Raw genomic sequence first — 24,454 nt, forward strand, 5'->3', positions numbered from 1 at the left:
AAAATCGTTATTCTTAAATGTATTGTTTCGCAACTAAATGCTTCACTTTCTCAAAAGGTTCATTCACAAAATGGTCTCTGTTTTTTATTTTTTCTGGAAAACGAATGTGGTATTCAAACTCCTCTCTAAAATGACGAATTGCAGCAGCTACAGGCCACGAAGCGGCATCTCCAAGAGGACAAATCGTGTTTCCTTCAATTTTGGATTGAATACTCAAAAGCAAATCGATGTCTTCCTCACGACCGTGACCATTTTCGATTCTATGTAATACTTTTTCTAACCAACCTGTTCCTTCGCGACACGGTGTGCATTGTCCGCACGATTCGTGGTGGTAAAAGCGAGAAAAATTCCAAGTGTTCCTAACAATGCAAGACGTGTCATTGTAAACAATAAAACCTCCAGAACCTAACATAGAACCTGTGGCAAAACCACCGTCGCTTAAGGATTCGTAGGACATTAAACGATCTTCGCCTGCGGCTGTTTTGTAAATTAAATGTGCTGGTAAAACAGGAACAGAACTTCCTCCTGGCACAAAGGCTTTCAATGGACGATCGGAACTCATTCCGCCCAAATATTCGTCGGAATTCATGAATTCATAAACGGATAATCCCAATTCTATTTCATAAACTCCTGGATTTTTAATATGTCCCGAGGCAGAAATCAATTTGGTTCCTGTAGAACGACCGATTCCAATTTTGGCATAATCCGCACCTGAATTGTTTACAATCCAAGGCACAGCGGCAATAGTTTCTACGTTATTGACCACAGTTGGGTTTGCCCAAAGTCCAGAAACCGCTGGAAATGGCGGCTTAATACGTGGATTACCTCGTTTTCCTTCTAGAGATTCTATCAAGGCTGTTTCTTCACCACAAATGTAAGCTCCTCCTCCTATTTGAACATAAAGTTCTAAATCAAATCCTGAACCTAATATATTTTTTCCCAAAAATCCAGCAGCTTTCGCTTCGTTAATGGCTCTTTCTAAAATTTTGTACACCCACATATATTCGCCACGAATGTAGATATAAGAACGGTTTGCACCCAAAGCATAACTGGAGGTAATCATTCCTTCAATCAATAAATGAGGGATATATTCCATTAAATAACGATCTTTGAATGTTCCAGGCTCTGACTCATCGGCGTTGCAAACCAAATGACGTGGTTTTCCTGATTTTTTGTCAATAAAACTCCATTTCATTCCTGCGGGAAAACCGGCACCTCCACGACCACGCAATCCCGAAGTTTTCACTTCTTCGACTACTTCGTCTGGTGTTAGGGTTTTTAACGCTTTTTCTACCGAGGCATACCCACCGTTTGCACGATAGACTTCGTAGGTTTTAATCCCAGGAATATTGATTTTGTCTAATAATATTTTTTGTGACATATTATTTATCGTGTAATATAATTTTATCTCCTTTACAATCGGCAATCAATTGATCGATTTTTGTTTCATTCAAATGTTCCTTGTAAAAATCACCCAATTGCATCATTGGTGCATAGCCACAAGCTCCTAAACATTCTACGCCTCGTATTTCAAAAAGTCCGTCTGGAGTTATTTCCCCAATTTTTACACCCAGTTTTTCACAAGTGTAATCCATCAAGTTTTCTACTCCATTCAAACAACAGGGTGAAGTTTGACAAAATTCAAACATGTATTTACCAATAGGTTTTTGATTAAACATGGTGTAAAAAGAAACCACCTCATACACTTCGACAGGTTTTATCAAAAGTATTTGGGCGACTTTATCCATTAATTCAATACTCAACCAATTCTCGTGAGCATCTTGAACTTCGTGTAAAACAGGCAATAAAGCTGATTTTCTTTTGTCTTCAGGATAATGACTGATTAATTCATCGATGCGATTCATCAATGCTTCGGTCATGTTTATTTCTTGTTTGTGGTACGTTCTTTCCATTTTAATTATTTTAAATTTTGAATTATAAATTTTAAATATTTTCGAATAATTTATAATTTAAAATTCATCATTTATAATTTTTTTATGCGTCTAATTCTCCAGCAATAACATTTAAACTTGATAAAATAACAATTGCATCCGAAAGTAAAGCTCCTTTAATCATTTCTGGGTAGGCTTGATAGTATATGAAGCAAGGCCTGCGGAAATGCAATCGATATGGCGTACGACTGCCGTCGGTTACGAGATAAAAACCAAGTTCTCCATTTCCTCCCTCAACAGGATGGTAGATTTCGGCAACTGGAACGGGAATTTCGCCCATTACAATTTTGAAATGATAAATAAGGGATTCCATATTGTGATACACGTCTTCTTTTGGGGGAAGGTAATATTCAGGAACATCGGCGTGAAATTCGTTTCCTTCTGGCATTTTTGCCAAGGCTTGTTTAATAATGCTAATGCTTTCCCAAACTTCGGCATTACGAACGCAAAAACGATCGTACGTATCTCCAGATTTTCCAACAGGAACAATAAAATCAAAATCTTCGTAGGAACTGTATGGTTGTGCTACCCGAACGTCATAATCAACGCCAGCAGCACGAAGGTTTGGACCTGTAAATCCATAAGCCATAGCTTTCTCGGCGGTAATGGCTCCCACATTTACGGTACGGTCAATAAAAATTCTATTTCTTTCAAACAGGTTTTCAAATTCTTTCCAAGCTATAGGGAAATCAATAAGAAATGTATTTAATAATTCAAAAGCTTTTGGCGACCAATCTCTCTCGAAACCACCAATTCTTCCCATATTTGTTGTCAAACGGGCTCCACAAATTTCTTCGTAGATTTCATATACTTTTTCTCTAAACTGAAAAACATACAAAAAACCCGTATAGGCTCCTGTATCTACACCAAGAATTGAATTACAAATTAAGTGATCCGTAATTCGTGCCAATTCCATCACGATAACTCTTAAATATTGGGCTCTTTTAGGAACTTCAACACCTAATAGTTTTTCTAAAGTCATCCACCAACCCATATTGTTAATGGGAGAAGAGCAATAGTTCATACGATCCGTAAGTGGCGTGATTTGGTAAAAAGGACGGTTTTCGGCAATTTTTTCAAAAGCTCTGTGAATGTAACCAATAGTAGGTTCGGCTTCCAGAATTTTCTCCCCATCCATCAACAAGATATTTTGAAAAATACCGTGTGTAGCAGGATGTGTTGGACCTAAATTCAAGATAGAAAGCTCGCTTCCATCTTCATTGTGCCGTTCTTGGATTATTTTAGCATAGCGATGCTCTGGTGGTAATAATAGTTCTGACATTTATCTAATGTGAAAAATTATATGATGTGTTTCTAGCTATTTATTGTTGTTCTTCCAAAGAAACGGTCGTCTTTATCAGTTCTTCCGCTGTCTTCCATTGGGAATTCTTTTCGCATCGGATGCGAAATCATTTCATCCATGTTCAAAATACGTTTCAATTGTGGATGCCCGATGAAGTTGATTCCAAAAAAATCCCAAGTTTCTCTTTCCATCCAATTGGAACTCAAGAAAATATTGGATATTGTTTTTATTTCGGGTTTTGCTCCATTTATAAAAGACTTAATTTTGATGCGTTTGTTTTCGTACCAATTGTGCAAATGATATACGACTGCAAATTGCCTTTCTTCTTCATTATCAGGATAATGAATACCACATAAATCGGTTAAAAAATGAAAGCGTAATGTTGGGTCGTTTTTCAAGAAGAGAATCACAGCCGTAATTTTGTCAGCATCAACTTCAAATGAAAAAATATCTTTTTCTTGATCGAATTGAAAAACCGCCGAACCAAAAGTGGCCACTAGTTTTTCTTGGATTTCTATTGTTTCTAAAGCCATTTTTATTTGATATTATAAGAAGCCAATAATTCTTGATACTCGGGAGAACTTCTTCTTCTTACGGATTCGCTTTTTACTATTTCTTGCAATTTCATCACGCCATCCACAATTTGTTCCGGTCTTGGCGGACAACCAGGTACATAAACGTCAACAGGTATTACTTTATCAATTCCCTGCAAAACCGAATAAGTGTCAAAAATCCCACCAGAACACGCACAAGCACCAACAGCAATAACCCAACGAGGCTCTGACATTTGCTCGTACACTTGTCGTAAAATGGGTGCCATTTTTTTAGAAATCGTCCCCATTACCATTAACATATCGGCTTGACGAGGAGAAAAACTTACTCTTTCTGATCCAAATCGGGCTAAATCGTAATGCGATGCCATGGTTGCCATAAATTCGATACCACAACAAGAGGTTGCAAAAGGCAATGGCCAAAGCGAATTGGCGCGTGCTAGACCAACGACATCATTGAGTTTTGTAGCAAAAAAACCTTCGCCTGAAACACCTTCTGGAGGTGCTACCATTTCTATATTTGAATTGCTCATTTTAATTTTAGATTTTAGATTTTAGATTTTAGATTCCTGTGAATCTTTAAAAAAAATCATTTTTTAAATCAATATTTTAATTTGAGAAATTTATTTTAAATCTAAAATGCTATAATTTAACTGTTGTCAAATATAAAATCTAAAATCTAAAATTTAAAATTTCTCTATTCCCATTCTAATGCTTTCTTCTTGATGATGTAAAAGAACCCCACCAATAATAAAAACATGAACACAATCATTTTAAACATACCTTCGATACCTAATTCTTTGAAATTGATTGCCCAAGGGTATAAAAAGATTACTTCGACATCAAATAATACAAAAAGAATGGCTACTAAAAAGTATTTAACCGAAAAAGGAATTCGGGCATTACCTACGGATTCGATCCCGCATTCAAAGTTTTTATCTTTGGTCTCGGAGTTTCTTTTTGGCCCTAATTTTCCAGAAACAAAAATGGTTCCTGCAACAAATCCTACTGCTAAAACGAGTTGCATCAGGATAGGAATATAATTTATTTGATCGGATTGCATAATATGTGTATTTGTTATAAAACAAGCTACAAATATAGCTTTAGCGCATTTAAAACACAAGCTAATGACTAGAATTAGTTTCAGTCAAAATACGGTTTTCTTGTAATTTTTAATGATTATAAATAATCCTGTATTTATAATCTTGTTTATTGAGTTTTATGTAAAAAAAAACGTTCCGAAATAAATCGAAACGTTTTTTAGACATTTGTGCCAAAAATAGGTAACTATTTTTATGCTTAAAGAACTGCTACTTTAGCAGCAACTTTACCTTTTCTTCCTTCTTCTTCTTCATAGCTAACTCTGTCACCTTCGCGCAATTCTTCCGCGTTGATTCCTGATGCATGAACAAAAATGTCTTTTCCTGTTTCTTCGTCTGTAATGAATCCGTAACCTTTAGATTCATTGAAAAATTTAACTGTACCTGTACGCATTGTAATAATAATAATAATTTATAATGAGGCAAATGTAATCTTTAATATAATACGAAAGTTATTCTTGCATTATTTTTTTGTAAAAATATTGATTTACAGTTGTTTCGGCTTTTATTTTAAACTTAATTGAATATGTAATTCGTTTAATTGCAATTCATCAATAGTTGATGGCGCATCAATCATTACATCTCTACCCGAATTATTTTTTGGGAAAGCAATGAAATCACGAATGGTTTCTTGACCACCTAAAATGGCCACTAATCGGTCTAGACCGAAGGCTAAACCTCCGTGTGGCGGTGCTCCAAACTGAAACGCATCCATTAGGAAACCAAATTGCGCTTTGGCTTCTTCCTCGGTGAAACCTAAATATTTAAACATTAATTGTTGCGTCGCTTTATCGTGTATACGAATAGAACCACCTCCAATTTCGTTCCCGTTCAAGACCATATCATAAGCATTGGCACGCACTTTCCCCGGGTTTGTTTCCAGTAAGCGCATGTCTTCAGGTTTTGGCGAGGTAAAGGGATGGTGCATGGCGTGATAGCGTCCGCTTTCTTCGTCGAATTCTAGTAAAGGAAAATCCACTACCCAAAGTGGTGCGAATTCAGCTGGATTTCTTAATCCTAAACGTGTGGCTAATTCCATTCTCAAAGCCGAAAGTTGTGTTCTTGTTTTATCAGCTGAGCCAGAAAGCACAAAAATCATATCGCCAGCAACGGCTCCTGTGGTTTTTGCCCAATTGGTCAAATCGTCCTGATCGTAGAATTTATCTACGGAAGATTTGAAAGTGCCATCTTCGTTGCATTTTACATAAACCATTCCGCTTGCACCTACTTGTGGACGTTTTACCCAGTCAATTAAGGCGTCAATTTCTTTACGGGTATAATTTCCTGCTCCTGGAACTGCTATTCCAACTACTAATTCGGCAGCATTGAAAACTGGGAATTCTTTGTGTTGTGCAAATGCGTTCAATTCACCAAATTCCATTCCGAAACGAATGTCTGGTTTGTCATTTCCGTACGTTTTCATGGCATATTCGTAAGTAATTCTGGGGAATTTAGCGACTTCGATGCCTTTTATTTCTTTTAATAAATGTCTAGTCAACCCTTCAAATACATTCAAAATATCTTCTTGCTCGACAAAAGCCATTTCGCAATCGATTTGTGTAAATTCGGGTTGTCTATCGGCACGCAAATCCTCGTCACGGAAACATTTTACTATTTGAAAATATTTATCCATGCCACCCACCATCAATAATTGTTTGAACGTTTGTGGCGATTGTGGCAAAGCATAGAATTGCCCTGCATTCATTCGAGAAGGAACAACGAAATCTCTAGCTCCTTCTGGTGTTGACTTGATTAAGTAAGGTGTTTCTACTTCGCAAAAATCCAAATCAGATAAGTATTTGCGTACTTCCATCGCTACTTTATGACGGAAAAGCAAGCTGTTTTTCACCGGATTTCTACGAATATCCAAGTAACGGTATTTCATTCTAATATCTTCTCCACCATCAGTTTCGTCTTCAATGGTAAATGGAGGAGTCAGCGATGCGTTTAGAATTTTTAATTCAGATACTAATATTTCGATTTCTCCCGTTGGGATATTTTTGTTTTTGGCTTCACGCTCAATAACGCTTCCCTTTACTTGGATTACATATTCGCGACCAAGCGTTTTTGCAGCATCAAAAACGGCTTTTATGGAGCGACTTTCGTCAAAAATTAATTGCGTTATTCCGTATCGGTCTCTTAAATCTACCCAATTCATAAATCCTTTATCGCGTGATTTTTGAACCCAACCGGCAAGTGTAACTTCTGTATTGATGTGAGAGGCGTTTAATTCACCGCAATTATGACTTCTGTACATGTTTTATATTTTAAATTACTATCAAGTCCATATTTTGAACTAGGGTGCAAATTTAGTACTAATTATTAATAATATGGGTAAAAATCAGGTTTTGGAACAAACATAAAAGAATTTTTATATGGCAATTAAACTAGAATATTTTTTTATTTTACCAAAAAATAGGTTCGTATTTAGCGAACCTATTAGAAATTTATGGATTTATGTTTTATGCTAAAAGTCCTTTATTTTTGGCAATATTGACTAAATCTGTATCAGTTCCATTTTCCATTTTTAATAACACTTTTAAATTTTCTTTACGACGTTCGATAGCACTTATTGAAATGGGAATGTATTGTGGCATTGCTGCCATTTTTGTCCCTTTTGATAATTGAAACAAAATTTGTTTGTCGATTTGGTCAATTTCTATCGTATCGTTTTGCAATTGACTTAAGAGTTGTAAAACAGACTGGCTGTAATATTTTTCGTTTTTCAATATTTTATCGAAAGCAAAAAGTAATTCATTAAAGGTCAAATCATTTTTTATGACTAGACCGCTCGGATTTATGTCTTTTATTATTGTTTTTATTCGCAATGATTCTGTGTACATCGTGAGTAGAATAATCTTGCAATTGGGCATTGTTTTGAGAAGTAATTTAGCTAAATCCTCGCCTGAAAAAATTCCTTTTTCTTCGTAAGGGGGTATACTTATATCTAAAAAAGCAATGTCATAAGGAACTATTTCAGGATTTATTATGGCTTCATATCCTGATTTACAATCTTTGGACTGCGTAATTGCAAAATCATATTCATTTGGGTTATATCGGGTAATGGCGTTTTTGTATCCTTCTATTATAAAAGGATGGTCGTCTACGATTAAAATATTGTTTTTAATCCTAGTTTTTACATCAATTGACTCGGTTTTCATTACTGCGTAGGTTTTTAGTTAAGTTGGAACATTAACTGTAATAGTTGTTCCTTCTCCTATTTTTGAAATTATTGTAACTGTGCCATTACATTCATTGGTTCTATAAATTATATTTTGTAAACCAATGCCTTTTTTAGCTTTCTTGACATTATAACCAATGCCGTTGTCGCTGATTACCAAAACTAAATTGTCTAATTCTTTTTTAAACTCAATAATTATGGTAGTTGCCTTGGCGTATTTATTACTGTTTTGAAGGGCTTCTTGTACAATACGATACAAATTGATTTTAGTAGCATTACTAATTAATTCCCATTTGATTGACGCGTCAATATTGGAAATTAATTTGGACGTATAGGTGTTTTTTTGCTTTTCAAATAAATCTTCCACCAATACTACGAAGTTATTAATTAAATCCGACTTTTCTCGGTTCAAATCATGTGAAATTTCACGAATGTCTTGTTCGATATTTTTTAATTCCGTGAGGTAATCATTTCTTTTCTCAAAGGCAGTTTGGTCATTGATTTGATTCAAGCTGTCTAGATTAATACGTACGCCAAACATACGTCCTAAAACACCGTCGTGAAGTTCTCTTGCAACTCGTTTTTTTTCGATGAGACGGCTGCTTTCAATGGCTGTTTGTTGCGAAATTATTAGGTTGTAAATTTCGGTATTTGCCTTTTGCTGTTCCTGTTTAAATAGGAGTGCTCGGTGTTTGGCTCGTTGGGTTATACTAATAAAAGTAAAGGCAGTTAGGAGCAAAACAAGTCCAAATACATAGAGCAAATTCCTGTTTTGAATTACTAAATCGGTGTTTTCGTTTTTTATTTCATCGGTTTCGTATTCAATTCGCGAGAATTTATCACCTATTTTTCGTTCGGCTTTTTGAAGACTGTCGTTGATGTGAATGTATTCTTTGGAGTATCGAGTGGCATTTTTGGGCTCGACAAGTGCGATTTGTTTGAGTGCCGCCAAAACATTTCTAAAATTTTTTGCTTTTCTAGAAGTGGTAAGTGCTTCGTTGGCATATTGTATCGCTTTTACAGAATCTTTTTGATAGGCATAAAACTCCGATAAGTGTATTTTGTTTATGAATACACCAGATGTTAATTGTAAGCTGTCCCTTATTTTCAATGATTTTATAAATTCTTCAGGAAGGCTATCGAGCTCTTTTAATTTAAATTTGGAATACGCTAAATTATCTACTAGCATAGCATATAAGGCAGGTTTGTCTATTTTCAATTTTTTTTGGGACAAGCCTTCTTGAAAATATTTTTTAGCTTTACTATGTTCATTCAAGTTTTGATAGACATACCCAATATTGTTTAGGGATGTTGCTTTTGACTGAAAAACGTTAGGAATCACTTTGTCATCAATGCTTTCAAGTGCCTTGTTATGAAATTCAATTGCTTTGTTATAATCACCTATTTCATTGTAAATAGCACCCAATAGATTGTTTGCGTCATACAAAATATCATTTGCTTTTTCTCCTTTTATAACTTTTAAGGCATTAAAAACGGCAATTTCTCCTCCCAAAAAGTCACTTTCCCCATACTGTAAATTCGCTTTACTTAATCGAGTTCTTGCTAAATTATAGTTGTCATTAAGCTTTAAATACATTTTTTCAGCTTTAAAATAATACATAAATGCACTATCTGAAATGCCTTGTGAGACGTAATAATCTCCTAAATAAGTGAATGCTTTTGCAGTGTTTATATTGTCTTTTCCTATTTCTGCATTTTTTATAATTAAACGAACTGTTTTTTTGTAATCATTCCAATCGTTCATGTTGTAATACCTATTAGCTATTTTAAATAGATTTATTCTATTAATTGAATCATTTTCCTGATTAATAATGATTTCAAAAGCTTTCTGGTTGTATTCTTTTTTTTTAGTTAAGGTGAGACTGTCGTCGTTAGCCAAAGATAAATATGAAGAGAGACTGTCATTTGTTAGACTTACTGAATTTTCATTGTTGTTCTTTTTGGTACATCCAAAAAGAACAACAATGAAAATGACAAGTATGAGGAGAGATTTTTTCAATAGTTTTTTTGCATTATGACCAAAAATAGTAAAACTATTGAAATAAAAAAAGGGCTACCATAAAATGATAGCCCTAATATAAAATTTGATGCTTTTTAATTAATCTACTTTTTTGTTTCCACCAACGCTGCTTCCGCCATTAATGTCAACTTTTTTGTTTCCACCAACGCTGCTTCCACCATTAATGTCAACTTTTTTATTTCCACCAACACTACTTCCACCATTGATTTCAATTGAAGTATTTTTTTCATTGATGTTTTTGGCTGCTTTTTCATTTGAAGTAAATGATGTTAATACCATTACTAATGAGAATAATCCGATGGTTAAGATAGTTTTTTTCATGATTTGGGGTTTATGTTTATACGTTTTTTAAAGGTTTTTGCCACTATTATTGCTTAATGACATAGTAAAAGTATACAGCAACTCCTGAATTAGAATGAAAAAAAATGCGTTTGTGGTAGAATGAGTTCGTTTGATAGTGAATACTGGTCAAATTTGGGTAAATGACTTTTTTTTAAATTTCGAGATAGTTTCCAGCCGAAATCTCACTAATTATAAGGTCAATATTAGTCTTGTAGGTTTTTGAAAAGGGAAGTTTTGTAGTGGTGTTTTTGATATAACACACGGTATTTCCAGTATGAATTCTAGAAATGTAATTTTTATTTACAATATAACTGTTGTGAATGCGCACGAATGGTTGGGGTACTAGTGCTTCAAAATGTTTTAGTGTTTTGAAAGCGGTAACGATTTCGCCATTATTTAAATGTAAATCCGTTGAATTATTGTCGGCTTGCAAATAACAAATGTCATTGGCATTAATGTACCGGTAATCGCCATAGGATTTTATGCACAATACAAGAGGTTGTTGGGCTTGAAGTTGAACTGGTTTTTCAGGATTAATGGTATTTGTTGCAGGTTTTGGGTCTTCCTGCGGTACTGATTTATCCAACTTCAAAAGCAATTTGATCAAATCGATACGGGCTACTGGTTTTATAAAATAATCGGTAACTTGATGTTTTATACACTCATAAGTGAAGTCTTTTTTGGTTGTAGTGATAATTATTTTTGGAATGACGTTCAAATAACGGTGTAATTCATTCAGGAGTGTTATTGATAAATTACTATTTGGATCCGTTGGGTCAATTTCTAAAAAAACTAGTTGCGGGTTGTATTCTAATATTAAGTTCAAACCGTCTTCATAATTTTGAGCTTTTCCTACAAAAGAAAGTTCCAAAAAACAATCAGCCACAGCTTTGGTTTTCAGGATACTGTCTTCATTGTCGTCAATGATTATGTATGAATACGTCATCAATAGTTTTTACTAAATAGTTTAGTTTTTTATCAGCTTTAGTAATTGAAATTGGCTTGCATTACAGCTAGTTTTGGTAAACTAATTGGAAATTATTAATGCTTTAACTAGCTAAAAATAAACAATACACTGTTTTTTAGGGTCTGTTGTTAACACATTAGCGCTCAATGTTAACAGATTATGGTGAAATGCAAATAAATCCGTTGAACTGCATATTTTAAAATTATGAATGATCAGGCAAAGATTCGATTTCTAATTTTGTACCGCTATGGAACAATTGATTTTGTGCTTTACTGAAATCCTAACTTTAGTCACAATCAATCAAATGACTTAATTTGGATTTAAAAGTCTATTATTGAAGATTTTTGTTTTAAGAAAATTGAATTCCATATAAAAATTAAGACTATTTAAACAATTGTAATAGAAAATATAATTTATATTTGATCCAATAAAAAATAAACAGAAACTATGGCATTCAATTCTAAAAATCCGTTTTTAACTAACAAAACTTTTTCGACAGCTACTGTTTCCAAAAAAGACGAAGTACATCAAGCCACTGTCTTGGGTTACGACACCGAGATGACTTTGTCAGGAACAATTAATAAAAGTTTGATCCTGTTTTTATTGCTAACTGCATCGGCAACGGTGATTTGGTGGTTAACATTTAATGGTATGAATCCTATAATTCCAGCTTTTGGAGGCGCTATAATTGGATTGATTTTGGTTGTGACCTCGGCTTTCAAACCGCAATTATCTCCATATTTAGCACCTGGTTATGCGTTATTTGAAGGACTTTTTATAGGAGGAATATCAGCCATTTTTGAAGCTCGTTATCCTGGGATTGTTATTCAGGCTGTTGGAGCTACGTTTGTTACTTTTTTGGTTTGTTTGGGACTTTATAAATACAAAATTGTAAAAGTAACCGAGCAATTCAAATCGGTTGTGCTTGCCGCAACGCTTGCCATTGCTACCTATTATCTTGTTTCATGGTTATTCTCGATGTTTACTAGTTTTACACCGGTACATTACGGGAATTCAGGAATGAGCATTGGGATTAGCGTGTTTGTAATTGTAATTGCTGCTTTGAATTTGTTCTTGGATTTTGACCGAATAGAAAAAGGTGCGGAACAAAAAATGCCCAAATACATGGAATGGTATGGCGCAATGGGTTTAATGATTACTTTAGTTTGGTTGTATATCGAGTTTTTGCGATTGCTTTCTAAACTATCGAGCAAAAACTAATTAATTTAGAAACAAATTAGGCAAAAGCCTCAAAAGAATTGCATTCTTTTGAGGCTTTTTTTTTGGATTTAATTGTGAAAACCTTTTTTAATACTAAAAAGGACAGTTTTACTTTTTTTGATTATTGGATCTTTAATCTAAAAAGAATCAAAGTCCTAAATCAATAACGAAACTAATTTTTACGGCAATGTTATCTTCAAATTTAGACAATTGATTGGGGCCATATCTATAAAAACCGCTCAATCCCAATCCTTTATAAATTTGATTGAGTTCGATTCCTGACTCAAAAAAACCATCTTTTAGAGTTTTATATTCAATCCCTACATGTTGCTCGGGATGTTCCATAGCGCCCCAAGCCATTCTAGAAACCAAAACCAATGATGGTTTTATTTTTTTGAAAATAACGACTCTGCTAAACCCGTGTTTGAACTGAAAAAAAGCAAATTTACTAGAGAAAAACTCATTGAAATACATGGTTTCAAAACTGTTTTTCCCTGAAAAAGTAATTCGTTGCAGTACCGTTTCCTTGGTCAAATTATTAGGTGCCGTATTGTATAAATGCGTAATGGGCAAATCGCCTAGAGCATAACCAGCTTCAAATAGCAAATTGGTTTTTTGACCATTCAAATACTTTTTTTCGTACTCGGTTCTAAAATCAAACTTGCTGAATTCAAAATCATTATTGGCTATTTTGGGTAACGATTGCGTAATTTGAAACGTAAATTTTGGAAACCTTTTTTCGACTTCAATTCTTCCTGATGGCGTTTGCATATAATCGCTGAAAGGCGACCAACGCAACGAAACCATTGCTGTAGTCAAGGTATAATTATCGTATAATTTTCCGTTTAGGTTGTACAGATAATTAAATTTTGGAGTAACAACCGTTTGCGAAAGCTCCCAAACACTTTCGGTTTTTGGGATAATTTTGGTTTCAATAACGCCTTTCCAGCTCACATAATTATAAAAAGTGCTGATGTTTATGGGTCTTGGATCATAAATTTTAAAGGCGCGCTTGTCAATCGACCAAGTGGTGCTGCCAATTTCCTTAACATCATCCGTATAGGAAATGCCAATCCAAGAGTTCGAAAACTTGCCCAATCGAGTACCAATACCTAAATTGTATTTTAATTTTCCGTCTTTGATACCATAAGCGGTGTAGCCCTCCATTTTTAGGATTTTCGAAAAATGATCGTTCGTTATTCCGCCCGCTCCTACCCGAAAACCTTCGTAATTGTTGAAACTAATGAACTTTCGTAAATTCAAATCTACAAATCCTACAGGCAAATACCCGTTGAGAATTTTTCGACCTAAAGTCAATCGGCTTTCGATTCTTCTTTTTACCGAAAGGCTATCGAGAGCGCTATATGTTTTTTGGCTTCGGGCGTCTAAACTGTCTTTCCTGAAGTGTTCCCAAAAACTTTCTGGCTTGTTGATGGCATCGTCTTTGACTTCAATAAAAATTGACGCTTTTTTGATTGTTATGGGTTGGTTGTACTTGATATCAAAATTGTGGGTTTGCGATAGTAAATACGTATAATCCGAAGCTTGTTTTTTTCGGGTTTTAAAATCTTTGGCCACATCGCCATCAAACTGAATCGTACCACCAAGAATCTTGATGTCATCGTCATTTTTGCCTTTTACAATTTTAAAAATCTTATCATTAGGAAACCACAATTGCACTTGAGGAATGTAAGTAAATGTATGAACACCGCTTATATCAAGGACTCCTTTTATGCGCATAACCGCTTTTGCGACTGCAAAATTTTGCGTATCTATGTACAAAACACCTTCTAATCCTGCTGCTTTTCGTTTCTTTTTGAAATAAACCATGGCTGTTGGCCGGCCATCAATGATTACCGAATCGAGCAATTTAAAATTGTATTCATTAGGCGCATCGGTAGCAATGGGACTGTTGTATTTGGTTTCAAAAAGTTCATAACGCAAATCGTAAATAGAAAACGATTGCAAATTAAATCCTAGTATTTCGTATATGGGTTGCTTGAAACCTGCCATTTTTGTCCCTAAAATCGTTTCTTTCAGTTTGTGATTATTGAATTGAAATTGGGACACTTTTTCGGTTTGAAACAAATGTTGTTGCTTAATAATTTCTTTAAACTTATAATTAGAAGAATCTATTTTCACAAACTTTTTCCCATACGATTTCACGATAAAAACCGAATCCAATTCGCTGCGTATCGAATCCGGATTAGCAGTTACGAGGAGTTTAGTATAGGATTTAAAATCAAAACTTTGTAGCTGTACTTGCGGGTTGTTATTGTTTTTGTTGGCAATAACTTTTTGAATTAAGGCTAATGCTTGTTTGGAATTGGCAATTTTAATTTCGGCTAAATCAGTTGTTTTCGCCCCCATTGCAACCCAATAATAAGACTTATTTTTTGCTGTAAAAACGGTCGTTTTAGAAAATCCAATATACGAAACCTCGAATTGGGTCAACTCATTTGTAGTAGCAAGCGTAAATTTTCCGTCAACATCGGATATGGTATTGATACCACCATTAGCAGTAATGGTAGCAAATGGAAGGGGTAGATTAGAAGTCCCATCTTTGACAATCCCATTTATTTGAAATTGCGCATGAAGCGAAAATGTAAAAAACAAGAACAACAGGCGTGCATGCTTCATAAAAAGTAGTGTTCAAAGAAAAACGAAAATACCATTATTTTGGTATACTAAAAGCAGCAATAAAAAAATCCGTTCGCTGGAACGGATTTTTTTAAAGGTAAATGAGTCCTTACACTTTCATGATTTCGGCTTCTTTTAGCACCAATAATTCATCTATTTTTCTAATAAATTTATTGGTCAAATTTTGTACTTCTTCCTCGGCGCTTTTGCAAATATCTTCCGAAGTTCCGTCTTTTTCTAATTTTTTAATATCTGAATTGGAATCTTTTCGAACATTACGAATCCCAATTTTAGCATCTTCGGCCTCTGATTTGGCTTGTTTTGCCAAATCTCTTCTACGATCTTCGGTCAAAGGAGGAACACTAATGATGATAACATCACCATTATTCATGGGGTTAAAACCAATATTAGCGACCATAATTGCTTTTTCAATTGGGTGCAGCATGTTTTTTTCAAACGGTTGCAACGTAATTGTTCTTGCATCTGGAACGCTTATTTTGGACATTTGTGACAGTGGACTCGCAGACCCATAATAATCTACAAAAACACTACCCAACATGGCTGGAGATGCTTTTCCGGCACGAATATTTAAGAATGATTTTTCTAAATGTGCAATAGAACCATTCATGGATTCCTCGGTGCTATCTAATATAAATTCAATTTCTTCGGTCATTTTTTTAGATTTTTTTGGATTTTTAGATCATCTAAAAAGCCAGTTATATATTAACTACTGTTCCTATATTTTCGCCTTCGCAAATTTTCAATAAATTCCCCATGGTGTTCATATCAAAAACAACAATTGGCAATTTATTTTCCTGACTCAACGTAAAAGCGGTAGAATCCATTACATTTAATCCTTTTTTAATAACCTCTTCAAAGGAAATGAAATCAAATTTCACGGCACTTTTATTTTTTTCTGGATCCGAATCATAAATTCCATCCACGCGAGTTCCTTTCAAAATCACATCGGCATTAATTTCCACACCTCTTAAAACGGCTGCAGTATCAGTTGTAAAGTACGGATTTCCGGTACCTGCACCAAAAATCACAATTCTTCTTTTTTCGAGATGGCGAACGGCTCGTCGCTTGATATAAGGCTCGGCAATAGACTCAATTTTCAAAGCAGTTTGCAATCGGGTTAGCATTCCTTTTTCTTCGAGTGCTCCTTGCAATGCCATACCGTTGATTACCGTAGCTAGCATTCCCATGTAATCGCCTTGTACGCGATCCATTCCTGCACTTGCTCCTGCAACACCTCTAAAAATATTTCCACCACCAATAACAATGGCAATTTCCACACCTCTATCATGAATTTGTTTGATTTCATCAGCATATTCAGCTAATCTTTTTGGGTCAATTCCGTACTGCAACTCGCCCATTAAAGCTTCGCCACTTAATTTTAGAAGAATTCTTTTATATTTCATTCCGATTTGTTATTTAAAATTTGGAGTCATGCTGTCGCTAACTCAAGTCATTCCGATTTGTTATTTAAAATTTGGAGTCATGCTGTCGCAAACTCAAGTCATTCCGATTTGTTATTTAAAATTTGGAGTCGTGCTGCCGCTAACTCTATTCAGGTGAATTGAATTATTTTGTGCAAATATAGACATATTCTCATTTTATTAAAAAAATGATTCATAAAATAAAAGAACATTTTTCAAAATTCAACGTGATATTTATCACTCACTTTCTTTTCCAAAAGGAGTACTTTTGGATCAAAACAACCTTAATTATGAAAGCAATTGTGGCCAAAGCACTTTTTGACAGCCATACCTATCCCGAATATCGAAAATTAATTGCTGATTTGCTCACCGAAAACAAAACAACAGGAAACGACCAATCAGCGGAATTAACCCACTATTCTTCGCTAAACAATACCCGAATGAATCGTTTAGACAAAACCATTTCACTGTTAGAAACTGTTTCTTTGGCATTAAAAAAAATAAAAAAAGAATACATTTGGCTAGTCCTTTCCGAAGGCTGGTGCGGTGATGCTGCACAAATACTACCCGTTCTTAACAAAATGGCGTTAGAAACAAATGCAATCGATTTTAGAATCGTTTTACGTGACGAAAATGAATCCTTGATGAATGGTTTTTTGACCAATGGTGCAAAGGCAATCCCAAAGTTAGTATTAATTGACAAAGCTACTGGGAGTGTAATTGGGGATTGGGGACCTAGACCCAAAGCCGCTATTCAATTGATGCTGGATTATACGTTGAGAAACGGAGTCATTGACCAAAAAATCAAAGAAGAATTACAGATGTGGTATTTTCACGACAAAGGAATTGCTATTCAAAATGAAATTCTCGAATTGATGATGAATGTAGAACGGTAAATCACTTTTAAGTACCCAAAGTTGCCTCAAAATCAGTTACATCAACCGCATTCGCAACATTATAATCGCCAATTTTGGTGCGTCGCAAAACCGTTAAATGAGAACCTGATTGCAAGGCGACACCAAAATCGAAAGCCAGCGAGCGAATGTACGTTCCCTTGCTGCAAACCACTCTAAAATCGACTTCGGGAAGCGCAATTCTGGTGATTTCAAATTCGTGTATGGTAGTTTTTCTGGAGGCAATTTCAATAGTTTCTCCTGCACGAGCGTGTTCGTAAAGACGAACACCATCTTTTTTGATAGCCGAATAAATGGGTGGTTTCTGGTCAATTTCGCCTAGAAATTGGGTCACCGTTTCGTGAATAAAAGCTTCGTCAATATGCGAAATTGGAAAGGTTTGGTCAATTTCGGTTTCTAAATCATAGGAAGGTGTTGTGGCTCCAATGTAGAATGTTCCTGTATATTCTTTGGCTTGACCTTGCAACTCGGTAATTCGTTTGGTAAATTTTCCAGTACAAACCAAAAGTAAACCACTTGCTAATGGATCTAATGTGCCAGCGTGACCAATTTTGAATTTTTTAGGAAGTCTCACTTTGTTGATCAGGGCGTACTTCAATTTATTTACAGCTTGAAAAGAAGTGAAATGCAAGGGTTTGTCAATCAAAAGGATTTGCCCGTTTAAATAGTCTTCAGCAGTCATTAAATGATGGTCAAAGGATGAATGAAAAAATGAATCACCAATAAAACAATTCCTGTAATAATGCGGTAATACCCAAACATTTTGAAACCATTTTTTGTCAAAAACCCGATGAATGTTTTGATGGCTAATAATGCCACCACAAAAGCGACGACATTACCAATAATCAAATAGTTAATTTGGTCGTGAGAAAGTACAAATCCATCTTTATAATAATCGTAACATTTTTTAGCTGTTGCGCCAAGCATCGTTGGAACGGCTAGAAAAAACGAAAATTCGGCTGCGGAGGTACGTGACAATCCTTGTGACATCCCGCCCACAATACTGGCACCACTTCTAGAAACGCCAGGCACCATAGCCAGACATTGAAACAATCCAATTTTGAATGCTTGAATATAAGTGATATTTTCTTTCAGTTCCGTAGTTGGTACCGTTTGTGATGGGCTAAACCAATCGTCTACTTTTAACAAAATGATACCTCCAACTAATAGCGACACAGCTACCGTCACGGGACTTTCTAATAAAGCATCGATTTTTTTGCTAAAAAGCAATCCAAAAACAACGGCAGGAATAAAAGCGACCAACAATTTAAAATAAAAATCAAACGACTGAAAAAAGCGTTTGAAATACAAAACCACCACCGAAAGTATCGCTCCTAACTGAATCACAATGGTAAAAAGCTTCGTAAAATCGTCGTGCGCAATCCCGAAAAAAGACGATGCAATAATCATGTGACCCGTTGAGGAAACAGGCAAAAACTCGGTTATGCCTTCAATTATTGCCAGAATAATAGCTTGTAGTGTATTCATTAGATTGTAGATTTTTGAGTGTAGATTTTAGATTCTGCTAAACGAATACTAAATACTGTTTACTGTTTTTTAGGATTTTTCAGAATTGCATAAATGGTAATCCCAAAACCAATTAAAACGGTTGTTGGAGCCAATCTAATGCGTCTGAAATTGAAAATAGCATCGCTAAATACTTTAGGATCATCGCTTCCGCCACCAGACATAAGTATAAATCCAATTACGATTACCGCAATTCCGATTAAAAGAATTTTGTAATTTATTTTTTCAAAAAGGAATTCTTGTTTGTGTTCTTCGTTTTTCATTTTCATTTTTTTATATCACCCTAAGCGCAGTCGAAGGGCTAAAATCATCAATCTAAAATTAATAAAGATCGTCTGTTCTTAAATTTAAAAAGCGTTGCGTGGCAAAATAAGTGCTCAACCACGTGATTAAAACACCAAGTCCAAAAACACCCAGTAGCACTAAACCAATTAGCAATTTGTCCTCCATAATACCCAAATCTGGGAAGCTAGTTTCAAGATAAATCAACACACCAATAAGTGCTAGAATGGCTAAACCAGCGCCAATCATGCCCAGCTTAATGCTTCTTGTTACAAATGGTTTGCGGATAAAGGATTTTGTAGCTCCAACCATTTGCATGGTTTTAATAATAAATCTATTGGAATGTATGGACAAACGCAACGAACTATTGATTAACAAAACCGCAATTACGGTCAGAAATCCGCTGATGATTAGAATCCACATACTAACTTTTTTGATGTTATCGTTGACAAGATTTACAAGCTGTTTGTCGTAAACAATATCTGAAACCATGGCATTTTTGCGCAAGCGGGTTTCTATTTTTGCAATGCTGTCTCTTTCTACATAATCGGCTTTTAAGTGAATATCAAAAGAGTTTTGAAGTGGATTTTCGCCTAAAAAAGTCAAAAAATCTTCGCCAATAATATCCGTATGTTCCTTGGCTGCTTTTTCTTTGGAAACATAAACGAAAGATTTTGCGAATTTTACGGTTCTCATTTCGGTATCAAAAGCTTTGATAATGGTATCATTTGCTTCATTTTTGAAGAAAACCGTCATGGCGATTTTCTCTTTAAAATCATCGGCTAATTTTTTGGAATTAATAATAAATAGACCCAAAATCCCCAAGAGGAACAATACCAAGAATACACTCAATACTACCGAAAAATAAGAGGAAATTAACCTGCGTTTTTGAAATTTATCAAAATTAGAGCTCATAGTTTACTTAAATTATGGGGTAAAAATAACAAAGAATTTCTTTATTTAAAGTTAATAACGTTCAAAGTTTTAATTTTCGTGCAATAAATGTAAATTTGCCACTCAATTTTACAGAATCCTTTTTAGAAGCATCCCGATTTACCGAGACTGAAGGGTTTAAAATACACATTCCATGAAATACAATCCGAACGAAATAGAAGATAAATGGCAAGAATATTGGAAAACCAATAAAACTTTTGCAGCACAAAATAATTCTGATAAACCAAAATATTATGTTTTGGATATGTTTCCGTATCCATCAGGAGCGGGATTACACGTGGGGCATCCGTTGGGTTACATCGCTTCGGATGTGTATTCGAGATACAAAAGACATCGTGGATTCAATGTTTTGCACCCAATGGGTTACGATAGTTTTGGATTGCCCGCCGAACAATATGCGATTCAAACGGGCCAACGTCCGGAAGATACAACATCCGTAAATATTGACGGAGGTTTGGACAAGGAAGGAAACCAAATTGCAGGTTATAGAAAACAACTCGACAAAATAGGATTTTCATTCGATTGGAGTCGTGAAGTACGTACTTCAAATCCGGATTATTACAAACATACGCAGTGGATTTTCATTCAATTATTCAATTCGTGGTACAATAAAAGCACGGACAAAGCCGAGGATATTTCGACTTTGGTTTCCATTTTTGAAACAGAAGGAAATGCGAATGTAAATGCCGTTTGCGACGACAATATTGTTACTTTTTCGTCAAGCCAATGGAATGCACTTTCGTCAGAAGACCAACAAAAAATATTATTGCAATACCGTTTGACTTATTTAGCTGAAACCGAAGTCAACTGGTGTCCCGGATTGGGAACGGTTTTGGCGAATGACGAAATCGTAAATGGCGTTTCGGAACGGGGTGGTTTTCCTGTGATTCGCAAGAAAATGACGCAATGGAGTATGCGGATTTCTGCTTATGCAGAGCGTTTATTGCAAGGTTTGAATGACATTGACTGGAGCGAAAGTATTAAAGAAAGTCAGCGGAATTGGATTGGGAAATCGGTTGGAGCGATGGTTTCTTTTAATTTGAAGCCAAGAGCCAAGAGCCAAGAGCCAAGAGCTATCGAAGTATTTACTACAAGACCAGATACGATTTTTGGAGTTACGTTTATGACTCTAGCACCTGAACACGAATTGGTGGCACAAATCACGACTCCAGAACAAAAATCGGCTGTTGATGCCTATATCGAAAAAACAGCAAAACGTTCCGAAAGAGAGCGTATGGCGGATGTAAAAACCATTTCAGGCGTTTTCACGGGAGCGTATGCCGAGCATCCGTTTACGGCAGCACCAATTCCGGTTTGGATTGGGGATTATGTTCTCGCAGGTTATGGAACTGGCGCTGTTATGGCGGTTCCTTGCGGAGACGAAAGAGATTATGCTTTCGCCAGTTTCTTCAAAGGACAAAACGGAATGCCCGAAATCAAGAATATTTTTGATAAAGACATTTCCGAAAGTGCTTTTGGTGCGAAAGAAGGTTTTCAATTGGTAGATTCTGATTTCTTGAATGGATTAGGATACAAAGAAGCCACCAAAAAAGTCATAGCTGCATTAGAAGAAATAAACCAAGGAAAAGGGAAAATCAATTACCGTTTGCGTGATGCAGTTTTCTCCCGTCAACGCTATTGGGGCGAACCGTTTCCGGTATATTATGTGAATGGCTTGCCGCAAATGATTGATGCGAAATATTTGCCAATCGTGTTGCCAGAAGTAGAGAAATATTTGCCAACCGAAGACGGATTGCCTCCATTAGGAAACGCAACAATTTGGGCTTGGGACAGCGTAAATAATAAAGTTGTTGAAACAAATTTGGTCGACAACAAAACTATTTTTCCATTAGAATTGAACACAATGCCAGGTTGGGCGGGAAGTTCTTGGTATTGGATGCGTTATATGGATGCACACAATGAAAGTGAATTTGCCAGCAAAGACGCATTGAACTATTGGGAAAGCGTGGATTTATACATTGGCGGAAGCGAACACGCTACAGGTCACTTATTGTATTCCCGTTTTTGGAACAAATTTCTAAAAGACAAAGGTTTTGCACCAACCGAAGAACCCTTCAAAAAGCTGATTAATCAGGGAATGATTTTGGGGCTTTCTGCTATAGTTTATAGAATTGAAGTGTCTATACTTGGATATTTTGAAATTTTAACTAATGAAAACGGTGAAGAAAAAATAATTTTTGATGGAACTGAGGTTGATTCAATTGTGAAAGAATTATTTGTTTCTAAAGAAATCTTAGCGAAGACTTTAGGATTGAAAAATTTAAAAGAATTCGGAGGCGGTGGGTTTAATAAATTATTTACTAAAATACCAAATAAGGATGAATTAATCATATACATATATGATAATTTTGGTTTTTCTGAAGAAATAATAAGTGACGTAATTAATAAAAGAAAAAAACTTTTGGAAATTAAAGCATTTCCTTTGAGTGTTGATGTTGGGAATGTTAATCTTTCGGATGAAATTAGTGATTTAAATGTTCTGAAAAAATGGTCAGGATGGGAGAATGCAAAATTCTTATTAGATAATAATAAATTGATTTCTGAAAGAGTTGTCGAAAAAATGTCGAAATCCAAATACAATGTAGTAACTCCAGATGATATTTGTAACGAATACGGAGCCGATACGTTGCGTTTGTATGAAATGTTTTTAGGACCATTGGAACAAGCGAAACCTTGGAACACTGCAGGAATTTCAGGCGTTTTTGGATTCCTTAAAAAATTATGGAGGCTTTACTTCGATGAGAATAGCGGTTTAATCGTAAACAACGACGAGCCAACGAAAGACAACTTAAAATCATTGCACAAAACCATCAAAAAAGTAGCAGAAGATATTGAAGGTTTCTCGTTCAACACTTCGGTTTCGCAGTTTATGATTTGCGTGAATGAATTGTCAACGCAGAATTGTCATTCCCGTGGGATTTTAGAACCATTAGCGATTTTGATTTCGCCTTATGCACCACATATTGCCGAGGAATTGTGGTGTCAATTATCCTCCCCCAACCCCTCCGAAGGAGGGGAGAAAGTACTTCCAAAAGGATATAAAGGAATTTCCGAGCAGCCATTTCCTGTTTTTGAAGCCAAGCATTTGGTAGAATCAGAGAAAGAATATCCAGTTTCCTTCAACGGAAAAATGCGTTTCACGATGGTTTTGCCTTTGGATTTAACCAAGGAACAAATCGAGGAAATCGTTATGAATGATGAAAGAACCATCAAACAATTGGACGGAAAAATACCAAACAAAGTGATTATCGTTCCTGCTAAAATTATTAATTTGGTGGGGTAAATTTAGGATAGCGCTTCAAATCGAAAGCCTCTTTGCTGCAAAGCTTCAATTATTTTGGGCAAGGCATATTTCATATTCACTGCCGCTTTTACGCTGTCGTGAAACACAATAATACTCCCGGATTTTACATTGTCTAGCACGTTGTTCAAACAAGTTTCGGGAGTTATGGTGGTGTCAAAATCGGCACTCAACACGTCCCACATAATGATTTTATAACCTAGTTTAAGCATTTGTCGGGCTTGGCTATTTTTTATTTTGCCGTAAGGCGGACGAAATAAAGTGCAACTATCCCGTGTTTGCTCGTTAATTGCAGCATGACATAATTTGGCATTTTCGAGATATTCCGTAATGGTAGATTGCCAGCCATTCAAATGATTTTGTGTGTGATTTCCTATAGCGTGTCCTGCCAGAATGGTTTGAATGAAAATATCGGGTTGTTCTTCGATGTTTTTTCCAATACAAAAAAACGTCGCTTTTATGGCATTTTTTTTTAATTCACTTAAAACCCAAGACGTAACTTCAGGAGTTGGACCATCATCAAAAGTAAGGTAAATGGTGTTTTCGCTATTGGGAATATGCCAAATATAGCTGCGGAATAGCTTTTTTATAACCCGATTTGTTTTTGTCCAATACCACCGCATATTCTTCCTGTTTTTTTTCGGGAATAAAGATAAAAAAAATGTAGCACTATTTTCATAGTGCTACATTCATTTACAAATAGGCCTTGTTCTGT

At 35.4% G+C, this 24,454-nt stretch carries 23 protein-coding genes; 3 read left to right on the plus strand and 20 right to left on the minus strand.

Annotated elements, in window-relative coordinates:
- Positions 1 to 13: 13 nt before the first annotated feature.
- The 12 genes from nuoF to FNW21_RS11630 form a co-directional block, all read right to left on the minus strand.
- On the minus strand, positions 14 to 1,381 hold the full coding sequence (gene nuoF / locus FNW21_RS11575; protein WP_144256912.1) for an NADH-quinone oxidoreductase subunit NuoF: 1,368 nt from the start codon (positions 1,379 to 1,381) through the stop codon (positions 14 to 16).
- 1 nt (position 1,382) lies between these two features.
- Positions 1,383 to 1,913, minus strand: a complete 531-nt coding sequence (locus FNW21_RS11580) for an NADH-quinone oxidoreductase subunit NuoE family protein (protein WP_144256913.1) — start codon at positions 1,911 to 1,913, stop codon at positions 1,383 to 1,385.
- Between the two features lie 82 nt (positions 1,914 to 1,995).
- Entirely contained in the window at positions 1,996 to 3,234 is a 1,239-nt protein-coding gene (locus FNW21_RS11585) for an NADH-quinone oxidoreductase subunit D (RefSeq protein WP_144256914.1), read from the minus strand.
- Between the two features lie 32 nt (positions 3,235 to 3,266).
- Complete coding sequence (locus FNW21_RS11590) at positions 3,267 to 3,788, minus strand: NADH-quinone oxidoreductase subunit C (protein WP_144256915.1); 522 nt, start codon at positions 3,786 to 3,788, stop codon at positions 3,267 to 3,269.
- Between the two features lie 2 nt (positions 3,789 to 3,790).
- A complete protein-coding gene (locus tag FNW21_RS11595; protein WP_144256916.1) occupies positions 3,791 to 4,339 on the minus strand; it encodes an NADH-quinone oxidoreductase subunit B in 549 nt (182 codons plus the stop codon).
- Between the two features lie 164 nt (positions 4,340 to 4,503).
- On the minus strand, positions 4,504 to 4,869 hold the full coding sequence (locus FNW21_RS11600; RefSeq protein WP_144256917.1) for an NADH-quinone oxidoreductase subunit A: 366 nt from the start codon (positions 4,867 to 4,869) through the stop codon (positions 4,504 to 4,506).
- A gap of 236 nt (positions 4,870 to 5,105) precedes the next feature.
- The gene (locus FNW21_RS11605) at positions 5,106 to 5,300 is read right to left on the minus strand and encodes a cold-shock protein (protein WP_077378011.1); all 195 of its coding nucleotides are present in this window, start codon (positions 5,298 to 5,300) and stop codon (positions 5,106 to 5,108) included.
- A gap of 111 nt (positions 5,301 to 5,411) precedes the next feature.
- The gene (aspS, locus tag FNW21_RS11610) at positions 5,412 to 7,163 is read right to left on the minus strand and encodes an aspartate--tRNA ligase (RefSeq protein WP_144256918.1); all 1,752 of its coding nucleotides are present in this window, start codon (positions 7,161 to 7,163) and stop codon (positions 5,412 to 5,414) included.
- A 205-nt stretch (positions 7,164 to 7,368) separates the two neighbouring features.
- Positions 7,369 to 8,067, minus strand: a complete 699-nt coding sequence (locus FNW21_RS11615) for a response regulator (RefSeq protein WP_144256919.1) — start codon at positions 8,065 to 8,067, stop codon at positions 7,369 to 7,371.
- A gap of 18 nt (positions 8,068 to 8,085) precedes the next feature.
- Positions 8,086 to 10,107 (minus strand): tetratricopeptide repeat-containing sensor histidine kinase, encoded by a 2,022-nt coding sequence (locus FNW21_RS11620; RefSeq protein WP_144256920.1) that lies wholly within the window; start codon positions 10,105 to 10,107, stop codon positions 8,086 to 8,088.
- A 99-nt stretch (positions 10,108 to 10,206) separates the two neighbouring features.
- A complete protein-coding gene (locus FNW21_RS11625) occupies positions 10,207 to 10,449 on the minus strand; it encodes a 3-oxoacyl-ACP reductase (protein ID WP_144256921.1) in 243 nt (80 codons plus the stop codon).
- A gap of 172 nt (positions 10,450 to 10,621) precedes the next feature.
- Complete coding sequence (locus FNW21_RS11630; RefSeq protein ID WP_144256922.1) at positions 10,622 to 11,416, minus strand: LytR/AlgR family response regulator transcription factor; 795 nt, start codon at positions 11,414 to 11,416, stop codon at positions 10,622 to 10,624.
- A gap of 468 nt (positions 11,417 to 11,884) precedes the next feature.
- Here FNW21_RS11630 and FNW21_RS11635 point away from each other — a divergent pair, with 468 nt between their 5' ends.
- On the plus strand, positions 11,885 to 12,658 hold the full coding sequence (locus FNW21_RS11635) for a Bax inhibitor-1/YccA family protein (RefSeq protein ID WP_144256923.1): 774 nt from the start codon (positions 11,885 to 11,887) through the stop codon (positions 12,656 to 12,658).
- Between the two features lie 147 nt (positions 12,659 to 12,805).
- Here the strand turns inward: FNW21_RS11635 and FNW21_RS11640 are convergent, their stop codons facing one another.
- From FNW21_RS11640 to pyrH, 3 genes are all read right to left on the minus strand, one after another.
- Positions 12,806 to 15,298 carry a DUF5686 family protein gene (locus tag FNW21_RS11640; protein WP_144256924.1) on the minus strand — a complete coding sequence of 831 codons (2,493 nt, stop codon included), beginning with the start codon at positions 15,296 to 15,298 and terminating at the stop codon, positions 12,806 to 12,808.
- Between the two features lie 109 nt (positions 15,299 to 15,407).
- Complete coding sequence (gene frr / locus FNW21_RS11645; protein WP_144256925.1) at positions 15,408 to 15,971, minus strand: ribosome recycling factor; 564 nt, start codon at positions 15,969 to 15,971, stop codon at positions 15,408 to 15,410.
- A gap of 43 nt (positions 15,972 to 16,014) precedes the next feature.
- Entirely contained in the window at positions 16,015 to 16,722 is a 708-nt protein-coding gene (gene pyrH, locus FNW21_RS11650) for a UMP kinase (RefSeq protein WP_144256926.1), read from the minus strand.
- Between the two features lie 308 nt (positions 16,723 to 17,030).
- Between pyrH and FNW21_RS11655 the strand changes: the two genes are divergently transcribed.
- Positions 17,031 to 17,636, plus strand: coding sequence for a thioredoxin family protein (locus FNW21_RS11655; protein ID WP_144256927.1), 606 nt, complete (start codon positions 17,031 to 17,033; stop codon positions 17,634 to 17,636).
- Positions 17,637 to 17,643: 7 nt separating this feature from the next.
- Here FNW21_RS11655 and truB read toward each other — a convergent pair whose 3' ends face one another.
- Genes truB through FNW21_RS11675 form a run of 4 tightly spaced genes read right to left on the minus strand, consistent with a single transcriptional unit; the run spans position 17,644 to position 20,378 of the window.
- Positions 17,644 to 18,336: a tRNA pseudouridine(55) synthase TruB gene (gene truB / locus FNW21_RS11660; RefSeq protein ID WP_144256928.1), complete on the minus strand. Its 693-nt coding sequence runs from the start codon at positions 18,334 to 18,336 to the stop codon at positions 17,644 to 17,646.
- Positions 18,336 to 19,142, minus strand: coding sequence for an undecaprenyl-diphosphate phosphatase (locus tag FNW21_RS11665; RefSeq protein WP_144256929.1), 807 nt, complete (start codon positions 19,140 to 19,142; stop codon positions 18,336 to 18,338). The genes truB and FNW21_RS11665 overlap by 1 nt, the downstream gene beginning before the upstream one ends.
- Before the next feature lie 59 nt (positions 19,143 to 19,201).
- Complete coding sequence (locus FNW21_RS11670) at positions 19,202 to 19,444, minus strand: DUF3098 domain-containing protein (RefSeq protein WP_144256930.1); 243 nt, start codon at positions 19,442 to 19,444, stop codon at positions 19,202 to 19,204.
- Between the two features lie 58 nt (positions 19,445 to 19,502).
- Positions 19,503 to 20,378, minus strand: a complete 876-nt coding sequence (locus FNW21_RS11675; RefSeq protein ID WP_144256931.1) for a cell division protein FtsX — start codon at positions 20,376 to 20,378, stop codon at positions 19,503 to 19,505.
- Between the two features lie 172 nt (positions 20,379 to 20,550).
- On the opposite strand from FNW21_RS11675, the gene FNW21_RS11680 reads away from it, so the two are divergent.
- Entirely contained in the window at positions 20,551 to 23,721 is a 3,171-nt protein-coding gene (locus FNW21_RS11680; RefSeq protein WP_144256932.1) for a leucine--tRNA ligase, read from the plus strand.
- Between the two features lie 2 nt (positions 23,722 to 23,723).
- On the opposite strand, the gene FNW21_RS11685 is transcribed toward FNW21_RS11680, so the two are convergent.
- Positions 23,724 to 24,362: a polysaccharide deacetylase family protein gene (locus FNW21_RS11685; RefSeq protein ID WP_144256933.1), complete on the minus strand. Its 639-nt coding sequence runs from the start codon at positions 24,360 to 24,362 to the stop codon at positions 23,724 to 23,726.
- Positions 24,363 to 24,454 lie beyond the last annotated feature (92 nt).

This window comes from Flavobacterium restrictum (assembly GCF_007097245.1).
Classification (GTDB): domain Bacteria; phylum Bacteroidota; class Bacteroidia; order Flavobacteriales; family Flavobacteriaceae; genus Flavobacterium; species Flavobacterium restrictum.